The organism is Chloroflexus sp. MS-CIW-1, assembly GCF_030444705.1.
Taxonomy (GTDB): Bacteria; Chloroflexota; Chloroflexia; order Chloroflexales; family Chloroflexaceae; genus Chloroflexus.
The window spans coordinates 286,757-297,500 of record NZ_JAUBWR010000003.1 but is presented as its reverse complement, the minus strand read 5'-3'; the positions used below and the strand labels follow the sequence as shown (position 1 = coordinate 297,500).

Genomic DNA, 10,744 nt, shown 5'->3' with positions numbered 1-10,744 from the left:
TGGCACCTTACATTACGTGTTCAAGAGCACCGATGGCGGCACGACCTGGAGCGCATCGGGCAGTGGTATGACTAACCCCAATGTCAATGCCCTGGCGATTGACCCAGCGAACCCGAACACGCTCTACGCCGGGACATTAGGCGGCGTCTTCAAGAGCACCGATGGCGGCGCGACCTGGAGCGCGGTCAACACGGGTCTGACCAACCTCAATATTCGCGCCCTGGCGATTGACCCGTTGAACACGAGCACACTCTACGCCGGGACGGATGGCGGCGCGTTCAAGAGCACGGATGGCGGCGCAACCTGGAGCGCATCGAGCAGTGGTCTGAGTAACCCATATGTCTACGCTCTGGCGATTGACCCGACCAACTCCAATACGCTCCACGCTGGGACGAACGGCGGCGTGTTCAAGAGCACGGACGGCGGTGCGAACTGGAGCGCATCTCTCAGCGGTGTGAGTGGCTACGCTCTTGCACTTGACCCGATAAACACGAATACGCTCTACGCCGGGACATCCTCAGGGGTTCGCAAGAGCACCGATGGCGGCACAACCTGGAGCGCGTTCAATACGGGCCTGACCAACCTCAATGTCTACGCCCTGGCGATTGACCCGACCATGCTCTACGCAGGCACCTATTACGGTGGCGCCTTCGCGCTCCAGCACCGGGCGGGGGTGTATCTGCCGCTGGTGTTGCGTAATCCATAAGGATACATGAACCTGTCTCCGACAGGTCGCTTCGTTGCGTTGACGACGCACGTGGGCTTCCGGGTGTACAGCGTATCAAAGTATCAAACCGCGATAGATGTCGGACATTTCTGGTCGGGCAACGAATTGGCGTCGAGGCGTCATGGTCGCGCCCCCTGACGATTCCATACCGGAAGGGGCGGTTCGCAAACCGCCCCTTCCACCTGTTCGTGGAACTTCACACCACCTCAAGGATGGCGCATACGTGTTTGAATCAACGGTCCAGCAGCCAACCCTCTGTTGTCTCGCCGATCATACGCATAGTGGGGGCAGGTTTCAAACCTGCCCCCACCATGGTGTGCTGATGCGCTAAACGATGGGTTCCACCCGCACACCCAGGCGCCTGCGAGCGAGGTCGTCCCGTGCTCGTCGCGTCTGCGAGGGCAAGATGCCTGCACGTTCACTCTCTGTTGTCGCGCCGATCATACCCGTCACCGCATGCATAGTGGGGGCAGGTTTTAAACCTGCCCCCACCATGGCGTGCTAATGCACCAAACGATGGGTTCCACCCGCGCACTGCACCATACGGGCCAGCGGCCCGCGCTCCCAGGCGCAATGCGCACCCGTTCACCCGCTGTTGTCGCGCCGATCATACCCGTCACCGCATGCATAGTGGGGGCAGGTTTCAAACCTGCCCCCACTATGGCGTGCTAATGTACCAAACGATGGGTTCCACCCGCACATCCAGGCGCCTGTGAGCGAGGTCGTCCCGCGCTCGTCGCGTCTGCGAGGGCACGATGCCTGCATGTTCACCCGCTGTTGTCGCGCCGATCATACCCGTCACCGCATGCATAGTGGGGGCAGGTTTCAAACCTGCCCCCACCCCCCACCATGGCGTGCTGATGCACCAAACGATGGGTTCCACCCGCACACCCAGGCGCCTGCGAGCGAGGTCGTCCCGTGCTCGTCGCGTCTGCGAGGGCACGATGCCTGCACGTTCACCCGCTGTTGTCTCGCCGATCATACCCGTCACCGCATGCATAGTGGGGGCAGATTTCAAACCCGCCCCCACTATGGCGTGCTAATGTACCAAACGATGGGTTCCACCCGCGCACTGCACCATACGGGCCAGCGGCCCTCGCTCCCAAGTGAAATGTGCACACGTTCACCCGCTGTTGCATCGCCGATCATACCCGTCACCGCATGCATAGTGGGGGCAGGTTTCAAACCTGCCCCCACTATGGCGTGCTGATGCACCAAACGATGGGTTCCACCCGCACACCCAGGCGCCTGCGAGCTAGGTCGTCCCGCGCTCGTCGCGTCTGCGAGGGCACGATGCCTGCACGTTCACCCGCTGTTGTCTCGCCGATCATACCCGTCACCGCATGCATAGTGGGGGCGGGTTTGAAACCTGCCCCCACTATGGCGTGCTGATGCACCAAACGATGGGTTCCACCCGTGCACTGCACCATACGGGCCAGCGGCCCGCGCTCCCAGGAGAAATGCGCACACGTTCACCCTCTGTTGTCTTGCCGATCATACCCGTCACTGCATGCATAGTGGGGGCGGGTTTTAAACCCGCCCCCACCATAGTGTGCTGATGCACCAAACGATGGGTTCCACCCGCACACTGCACCATACGGGCCAGCGGCCCGCGCTCCCAGGTGAAATGCGCACACGTTCACTCGTTGTTGTCTCGCCGATCATACCCGTCACCGCATGCATAGAGGGGGCAGGTTTCAAACCTGCCCCCACTCCCCACCATGGCGTGCTAATTCGCCAAACGATGGGTTCCACCCGCGCACTGCACCATACGGGCCAGCGGCCCGCGCACTGCTGCCCCCCAACTCCCCGAATCACGACACCCCATCGTAATGACGCCCTGCCGGGTTCTCTGATGTAGACGTTGTGTGGACGCCTCTCCGGTAGAATGTGCACACTATACGTCTCTGCACCAGCGATACAGCGCGGCGCATCGTTATGTCCAAGCGAACCTGTGATGCACTGAAGGACTGCTCTTATCGTGAAGGGGTTTCTTGCAGATGACCACAGCTCAAACCCTCATCGTGGAGATTCACGGTATGAACTGAAAGGAACGCTAGTACTACAACGAGAAATGCGGATGGAACAAACTGGTGCGCATGCTGGTCGTCCACGATCCGGGTGCGGCGTGGCCGCGTGGCAGCGTGGCGCACGAGCCAGGGCGCTGGGGGTTGACAATGTTGGGTGAGGTCAGTTACCAGGTGAACCTGCCGCTGATCGTAAGGTAAATACGCTCTGCCGGGGCAGCAGCGCCGCCGCACTCCGGCCCATACCGGCTCATTTCGCAGGCTTTTCTTGTGTGAGTGTCAGACGCCAACATATCACAATACGGAGGAAAACAATGCACGTGAACATCCGCTCCGCCAATCGCATCGGCGGTCTCCTGAGCGGGCCAATCGTGCTTGTTATCGGATTGGGAATCCTGTTTCTAGGATGGCAATGGCGCACCTTCACCCAGAATCAGATCGCCACGATGCTTCCGGCGGAGGGTAAGGTGGTCGAAGTCGTTTCGCGCACCAAAACATCGAGTGGTGAGCGCAAGACCTACTTCTATCCGGTCGTGGAGTTTCGCACGGCTGACGGGGAGAGTGTCCGCTTCGAGAGCAGCACGGGCAGCAATCCATCAGCGTACCGTGTCGGCGACGCGGTCAAAGTGCGCTACGACCCGCAAACGCCACAGTCGGCAGTGATCGATTCGTGGGAACTCTGGCTGCCGTCAAGCATCGTCATCGGGGTGGGAGGCTTTTTTGCGCTGATCGGCATCCTCGCCATTCTCAACGCGCTGGCGGTTCTGCTGAAATGGGGGGGATTGCTTGGATTACTCGGCATTATTCTGCTGCGGCGGAAACGTGGGTAGTGTATGCTGGGCTCGATCGGGAATGTATCTCGCGTCTACGTAGAAGGAGAACAGGACATGTGGGACTTTAGTCTTGGGAAGGCGTTTGGTTTAATGCTCCGTACGTTGCCGTTCATTGGCTTTCGTCTCGCTATCTACTTCGGTATCACGCTCGCGTATCTCATTGCTACCAGCGGTGGCGCTGGCATCGGCTACATGATCGGCAGCATCCTGCGGGATGCAGAAAGTGATCCTTCGGGAAGTGTTGCGTTCTGGGGAGGCCTGATCGGATTTGGTATCGTCTCGGGAGTGTTGTATTTCGCTCGTGAGTATCTGCTGTATATCGTCAAGGCAGGCCACATCGCGGTGCTCGTGCGCCTGATCGACGATCAGCCGATACCGGAGGGGACAGGACAAATCGGGTATGCTACCCAGATTGTCAAGTCTCGCTTCGCCGAAGCATCGGTGTTGTTTGGTATTGACCAGATCATTAAGAGCATCCTCCGCACCTTTAACGCAACCGTTCTAACCATCAGTAGCTTTCTCCCCATCCCCGGACTGACAAATGTGATGGAGTTTGTGACGTCCGTGATCAATTTCTCGCTTACTTACGTGGATGAAGCGATTCTCGCCTACATGATCCGCACCAACCCTGAGAATGCCTGGGCCGGCGCCCGCGACGGCGTGATATTCTACGCTCAAAACTACCGCATGATGCTCAAAAATGCGGTATTCCTCACCATTTTCGCTTGGATTGTGTCGTTTGTGATCTTTCTCGTCGTTCTCGCCCCGGTTGCCGCTCTCGTGAGTGTGATGCCAGGGCTGGGTGGTTTCTGGACGCTGATAATCGCTATTATCGCCGCGTATGCACTTAAAGCGGCACTCATTGATCCCTTTGCAATGGTGTGTATTGTGCAAGTCTACTTCAAAGCTATTGAAGGACAGACGCCCAGCCCAGAGTGGGTTGAACGACTAAATTCGGTCGCAGCGCCGTTTCGTGAGCTGAGTGCAAAGGCTGCCGCCTTTGTGCCCGCTCCGGGCGGCGCATCTGTCTCGGTGACGAGGGTCAGATAGCGGATGACGCTGGTTTGTAGTTCACGAATGTGCACTAATTGGCCACCTCGGCGTATGTAACACGCTGGCAGTTTTGCGGGAAGCGGAAAGATTTATTACTCTGCTGTGATGGAAATGTGGGTAGTATCGCGGGTATTTCGCCTTCGGTCGTTTCACCACAGCCTGAGCACGTCGGTCGCATCGCTGAAACGAGATGGGCGAAAGTACCGCTTCCGCCCATCTTGTTGGTAGGAGGTGTTGGTTAAGGCGTTAGCGTCCCTCCACCGAAGTCATCAAATGCAGCGCCAGCCGTGTTGTGGAACCAGACCCCAATCCGTCCACCAGTATTGACATAACGATTTCTAGCCACCGTTCGAGTATCGGCAGCGCCTATTGACTCACAGCGTACAAAGACCTCTACCGTGCCGTCGGCCTTTGCCCATGCTCCAAGTGTATCACCAGGTTGAAGCACAGCGGGGAACGTTCCAACCGTCAGGAAACCCCGACCAGGAACGAGGGCCTCAACCACAACCTGCTGGTTAACTGCATCGTAACTCACTAGAATGGCTCCGTGTTGACCACGATTTCCGTTCACCTTCAACGCCAATGTGTGATGCCGACCAGAAGGGTTGATCGACGTCAAGCGCATGAAGGCTTCTTGATCTGGTCCGAAGACGGTCGGACGCCACCACGTCAGGCCGCCATTTTCGACGGTCACAACATTATTCACGATCCGATACTGATCGCTCTGTGTCGCTCCACTCCAGTTGCGGCCTAGCCTGCCATCGGCACGGTTGAATGTATCAAGGGGAGATGTAACCGGAAAGGGACTCACCTTGACCGTCACGGTCTGGGTTGGCTCAACATTACCGGCGCTGTCGCGGGCGAAGAAATCTACTGTGTACGTACCTTCACCACTGAGCGTCAATGGCCCACTGTACGGTTGGAAGGTGCCACCATTCACCCGGTAAGCAATTTCAACCGTTGTTGAACGATCATCAGTAGCAGTTAGCGCAACTGTCGCACTTCCGACATAACAATTACTCGGACACAGCGGATTTGTCGTCCCGCTAACGGTGGCGATCGTCGTAGGTGGTGTACCGTCAAGATCAAGACCGACAATCACCGGATCGTGATCCGAGGTGCGATAGAAATCCGGTGCATACAGGCTGCTAATCTGGCCTGGCGACTTGAAATTAGTGTTATAGTCGAGTATTGGCGGCTCGTCAGCGTTGATATGCCATTCAGCCACACCGGTCACCTGCGCACTGAGACTCGCCGTTGCCAGTGCATAATCGAGATACCCCCACTGGCCGTTGAAGACATACGAATAGGCATTCGCCCCTACAAAACGCTCGATTAAGTTCTCATACCCCTGCGTTTCAAGAGCGCGAATGGGATCCTCTTTCGCATAGCTATTCAGATCACCGATAATCAAGACATCGGGATCGTTCACGCCAGTTGGATCAGTTGCCAACCATGCAGCCAACGCATTCGCAGCATTGACACGAACAATATTGCAGTTGCCCTGTCCATCACTGGCATCAGGTATATCACAGGGGCTTCCTTTGCTCTTGAAATGGTTGACACTAACGACAAAGCGAGCACTGGTTGCGTTGATCGAAAAGGCCTGTGCCAGCGCTGCTCGATTCCGCGGTGTGCTATCACCGCCATTAACGAATGTGGCACTGTTGAGCACTGCCGTTCGCCCAACTGGCGTAACCAGGGCCGGCTGATAAATAATGCCAACCTTAATCGCATCATTGCCTAGTGCATCAACCTGACCGGTGGCGGCATCAACATCGATATATGTGTAGGTACCCGGTGTAGTTGCAGCATTAAGTCGGTTGACCAGATCGGCGATTGCACTTGTCGGACCGTAACCGTCATTCTCGACTTCAATCACTCCTAACACAGTCGGATTGAGCACAACAATGGCTGCTACCGTCTTGGCTGTTTGCCGCGCAAATTCAGTGGCATTCTCCGCGCCACGACAATTGGTGGGACCACCGGTCAGGCCGTTGGTACATCCGTTAAAGGTGTTAAAGTAGTTGAGCAGATTCATTCCGACTACAGTTATGCTGCCACCGACGTTAGGTGGTGCCGTTGGTCGGGGATTTTCTGCGACAAAGTTTGGTACCCCACCCCCCGGACTCAGGTCACTTAAATCACCGACCGGACGCACACGATAAGCATTCCCACTCGCTGCATTCCCTGACCAGGTGTATGTCATAACACCGATCAAACCGGTAACACTATCACCTCCACGCAGGGTATTAGTAGCGCTCAACGGATTACCGCCGCGGCCAAATAAAATCGGGTCAGGGTTCTGATTTTGCAAGTTATCATCAACAATAATCCGGTTAAGATCATTAGCCGCCTGTAACGCCTGAGCCAACGGTCCCGGTGGGTAGAGACTGGTTGGTTGATAGAGACGGTCCGCCGCCGACATCACGACCTGTCCAAAACGACCGAGCTGGAAATGTTCAGTTACGACCAACTTCATTGGGAAACGCACAAGCATCCCTTCAAAGCGCTCGAGATAGTCGGGATTTGGGAAAGGCATCACTACATCAGTTGGATCGAGGGTACCATTCCCAACAACCGTGATCTGAACTGCACTGATTTGGGTCTGACCTTGAAACTCACTAACCAATCCGCGCACCCGCACTATGTCGCCTAAACTGACATTGTTGTTGTTCCCGTTGAAGACGAATATGCCTTCCGAGGTCAGTGGATTGTCATCCTGATCGGCGACCTCCTCCTGAACATAAAATCCTCGTAGATTCGGAGTAGGACCTTCAAAATCGCCGATGACAATCCCTTCGATCAACACTTCCTCATTCACACAGGGCGAGATGTCGGTCGTTCCCTGAATAATGTGGATCAGCGTCAGATTGGGTACGTCTGGGCAATTTCCACTCATCGGCGGGGGCGTACTGCACGGGTTAGTAGGACTACTGCTGTTACGAGGATTTGGTGCCCCAATGCTGAAATCGCTCGCATTGTTATCGGTGTCAACACAACCATTCCCGTTACGGAATGCAGCCGTCGTATTGCTCAGAGAGGGTGCAGGGGCGCCTTCAAAGAAATTGGCATTTCCATAGCCAACCAGATCGATAATCAATGCCTGCTGTGCTGAAGAGCATGGCGTCGAACCGCCGTTGCATGCCAGGCCATTGGTACTGTTCACCAGGGCAAACTTGCCGGCCGAGGCACTGGCATTGATAGAACCACTTGCATCAGGTGTTGGCAACGGGCTACCGGTAGTCCCACCGGCTAACTGCACCAGATAATACTGACCAGGCGCTAATGATCCGCTTAACAGCACTATCGGATTACTGCCAAAGTTACCCGTTCCGGTTGCACTGGCATACTGGATCGACAGCCCGTTCAAACTGACGGTCGTCGTTCCTCGATTAAAAATCTCAACAAAATCATTCGTATACGGCGCACCACTGCTTCCACCACCACCGTACACCTGACTGATTACCAGGTCTGCACTGATCGCCCGCACAATCGGTACTGTGGTGCCGAACGGTATGAAGATACACGCAACGACAAGCAACACACTTACCCAGTGACGTGTCCAACGAAACATCTCAGGCATACTTCACCTCATTAGTTCACAAATACGTGTTCGCCAACCAGCAACAGCACTCTACGGTTAGAGAGGAGAGCAGGAGCAAGGTGAACCGCAATATTGAGTGGTCAGGTGTTGTTCATAATAAAAGGGGATTTTGAAGTCGATGTTAAGCGGAGGATATGAAACACATCCATTTGATGACAGTTTTTTCATTGGCAAGATGAGCGTTTTGTCAACCGGTGACCTCACCGATGCGGATCGGCAGCGCGTTTGGTTATGTTCTCAACGCTGCCCATTGCACGTTTCGGGTGACCACAAACCACGCTTTGCGGCGCGGGCATCGGCTTCTGCGGCTCGAAAGATAGCCTGGTAGCGGTATGGAACGTTGTAGGTGTACTCGTAAGCGTATCCCTGCCAGATTTGTTCCAGGTTAACCATTCGACCATCTTCGAGCCAGACATAGCGCAACAGACGACCAAACCGGTCACGTGAATCCTGACTGGGGTCGTCTTCGAGGAGCACGGTTTTATTGTCGAGGAGAGCGCGGGCATTGGCGGCCGCTTCTTTACCAAAGCATTCAACCGTTCGTCGTGGATCAACCGATTCAGGGGCGTTGATGCCGATCAATCGTACCCGCTCTTCGCGCCGATCAATACGGACGATAATGGTGTCACCATCAACGACTCGTACAACTTGTGCACGGGTGAGATCGTCGGGAAGTGGTGGATAGTCGGCAAAGGTTGTTGCCGATCTATCAGACCGGCTACAGCCACTGATAGCAAGGATGAGGATCAGGATGATGAAGATGCGTTGCTGCATAATCACTCGATGTTGCGGTAAGTCTGAACGTCTTTTTCCATATTGTACCCCATCTGTTTCTGCAGGTATCCAATTCTGCTAGCCGGTCGTTACACAACTGGCGGGTATTTTGAAAGACCTGCTCATCCCTCTAGCGAAATCACGCCAAAACGTGTATCCTGGAAGTGTCGAGAGCGGTTTATCGTGGAGGAGAAACGTGCATGCGACCACGTGAACACTTTGATCAGGAACTTGATGCCCTGCGTAAGCAGGTAGTGAGTTTGGGACAGGCGGTGAGTGAGGCACTTGCGAAAGCGATCACAGCGCTCGAACTGGGTGATCTCGAATTGGCACGATCAGTCGTCGGTAGTGACGCCGAGATTAATGAGGCGAAAAACGCTATTGAGCAACATGCTATTCAGCTTATTGCAACCCAGCAACCGGTAGCTCGCGATTTGCGTCGGATTGTTGCGGCAATGGCAATCAGTTATGAACTGGAACGCATCGCTGATTATGCCAAGGGTACCGCCAAAATGGTAATCGGTGGCTCCGATCCCAATCGTGGGCCGTTAGTTGCGTCGGCTGAGTTGGTTGCTCTCGGTAAGGTGGCGCGGGATAATCTCGAACGTACACTTCAGGCCCTAAGCAACGGCGACGCTGAGGCGATTAAGGATATTGTTGCTCGCGAAGATGCGATTGACCATGATTACAAACAGCTTAAGCGAGCTATGGTAGCACAACTGACCCCACCAGAGACAGCCGATCTGCTGTTTATCGCTCATAATTTCGAGCGAGTTTCGGATCGAGCGTTGAATATGGTCGAGAAGATCATTTTTATGACAAAAGGTGATCAGGTTGAGCTGAACGATTGATCCCGTCTGATAGCGCTCAGCTTACAAGAGTCGGATGAATGTCTTTAGCGTCTTATCCGAATATCCGTCTTACGGTGCAACGGATGTATCCCATCGATGGATGTAGGGGCGCAGCGCTGCACCCCTACCAATCTGCTGCTGCGACAGGAGATGTCGAAGAGGCGCTCCGTGACTATCGTCGTGGATCCTTGTCAGGGCGGAGCACCGCCTTACCGCTCCTCATGAATTATCTTGCATCCATTACCGAGGCTCATCCGTCGTGAGGTGATGATGGATGTTTCGGATAGGCGCTTAGAGCCTGGGCAAAAACCCGGTTTTCTCATCAGGCACGTATCGTACCCGCGCAATCATTGCGTGAGGGACTGCCGACATACTTTCGCGCCAGCCACACTACCTCCCCCCTTCCGCGCCCCGTATGGAAGAGGAAGGGGGCAAGAGGGGATGGTGAGGGGCGCCAGTTGTCCGCCAACATTCTCCTCATCCTACCCCTCCTGATCTTCTCCTGCAACAGGATATTTCGGATCGCCGCTTTACTGCTGTGACCCTTCCAGCCGCACAAACGTCACTACTGCGGTGATGCAGGCCACACCCAGGCCAAACCAGGCACTCAATTCAGCAATTCGGTTCTGTTCAGCCTCTGCGGCAAGGCGGAGTGCGCGCAGATTGGTATCGGCCAGGCCCATCACCCCTTGTTGCAACGCCTGTCGTGTCGCTTCGATAAGTGACTGTTGGTTGAGCAGTAACCAGGCTGCTCCAATTGCACGGGCGGAGAGGTACGCAATGACGCCGACCAGGGTACCGATCAGAAGTGCCAATAACAGCCGTACCAACCAGGCCTGCAACGTGTCGGAAGCGGAGTTATACGCAACCAT

8 protein-coding genes (1 of these 8 only partly in view) are annotated in these 10,744 nt (G+C 55.4%); 5 read left to right on the top strand and 3 right to left on the bottom strand.

All coding sequences use genetic code 11. The features are described 5' to 3' along the window. The 4 genes from QTO31_RS18360 to QTO31_RS18345 form a co-directional block, all read left to right on the top strand. Positions 1 to 706 carry the final stretch of a WD40/YVTN/BNR-like repeat-containing protein gene (locus QTO31_RS18360; protein WP_301430571.1) on the top strand. The gene continues 779 nt to the left of window position 1, outside the view, so 706 of the gene's 1,485 nt are visible here — the last part of the coding sequence; the start codon falls outside the window, past its left edge; its stop codon occupies positions 704 to 706. A 2,114-nt stretch (positions 707 to 2,820) separates the two neighbouring features. Continuing rightward, complete coding sequence (locus tag QTO31_RS18355) at positions 2,821 to 2,955, top strand: hypothetical protein (protein ID WP_301430569.1); 135 nt, start codon at positions 2,821 to 2,823, stop codon at positions 2,953 to 2,955. A 113-nt stretch (positions 2,956 to 3,068) separates the two neighbouring features. Further along, a complete protein-coding gene (locus QTO31_RS18350; protein ID WP_031460159.1) occupies positions 3,069 to 3,584 on the top strand; it encodes a DUF3592 domain-containing protein in 516 nt (171 codons plus the stop codon). A gap of 57 nt (positions 3,585 to 3,641) precedes the next feature. Continuing rightward, positions 3,642 to 4,637 carry a hypothetical protein gene (locus tag QTO31_RS18345; protein ID WP_301430567.1) on the top strand — a complete coding sequence of 332 codons (996 nt, stop codon included), beginning with the start codon at positions 3,642 to 3,644 and terminating at the stop codon, positions 4,635 to 4,637. A 241-nt stretch (positions 4,638 to 4,878) separates the two neighbouring features. On the opposite strand, the gene QTO31_RS18340 is transcribed toward QTO31_RS18345, so the two are convergent. Continuing rightward, positions 4,879 to 8,226 (bottom strand): ExeM/NucH family extracellular endonuclease, encoded by a 3,348-nt coding sequence (locus QTO31_RS18340; protein ID WP_301430565.1) that lies wholly within the window; start codon positions 8,224 to 8,226, stop codon positions 4,879 to 4,881. A gap of 258 nt (positions 8,227 to 8,484) precedes the next feature. After that, the gene (locus QTO31_RS18335) at positions 8,485 to 9,021 is read right to left on the bottom strand and encodes a thermonuclease family protein (protein ID WP_301430563.1); all 537 of its coding nucleotides are present in this window, start codon (positions 9,019 to 9,021) and stop codon (positions 8,485 to 8,487) included. Between the two features lie 200 nt (positions 9,022 to 9,221). Here QTO31_RS18335 and phoU point away from each other — a divergent pair, with 200 nt between their 5' ends. Then, entirely contained in the window at positions 9,222 to 9,872 is a 651-nt protein-coding gene (phoU, locus tag QTO31_RS18330) for a phosphate signaling complex protein PhoU (protein ID WP_301430561.1), read from the top strand. A gap of 530 nt (positions 9,873 to 10,402) precedes the next feature. Here the strand turns inward: phoU and QTO31_RS18325 are convergent. Continuing rightward, positions 10,403 to 10,744: a hypothetical protein gene (locus tag QTO31_RS18325; protein ID WP_031460154.1), complete on the bottom strand. Its 342-nt coding sequence runs from the start codon at positions 10,742 to 10,744 to the stop codon at positions 10,403 to 10,405.

Coding starts and splice junctions, on each gene's coding strand:
- QTO31_RS18340 (WP_301430565.1), bottom strand. CDS start 8,226: ATGCCTGAGATGTTTCGTTGGACACGTCACTGGGTAAGTGTGTTGCTT.
- QTO31_RS18335 (WP_301430563.1), bottom strand. CDS start 9,021: ATGCAGCAACGCATCTTCATCATCCTGATCCTCATCCTTGCTATCAGT.
- QTO31_RS18350 (WP_031460159.1), top strand. CDS start 3,069: ATGCACGTGAACATCCGCTCCGCCAATCGCATCGGCGGTCTCCTGAGC.
- QTO31_RS18345 (WP_301430567.1), top strand. CDS start 3,642: ATGTGGGACTTTAGTCTTGGGAAGGCGTTTGGTTTAATGCTCCGTACG.
- QTO31_RS18325 (WP_031460154.1), bottom strand. CDS start 10,744: ATGGTTGCGTATAACTCCGCTTCCGACACGTTGCAGGCCTGGTTGGTA.
- phoU (WP_301430561.1), top strand. CDS start 9,222: ATGCGACCACGTGAACACTTTGATCAGGAACTTGATGCCCTGCGTAAG.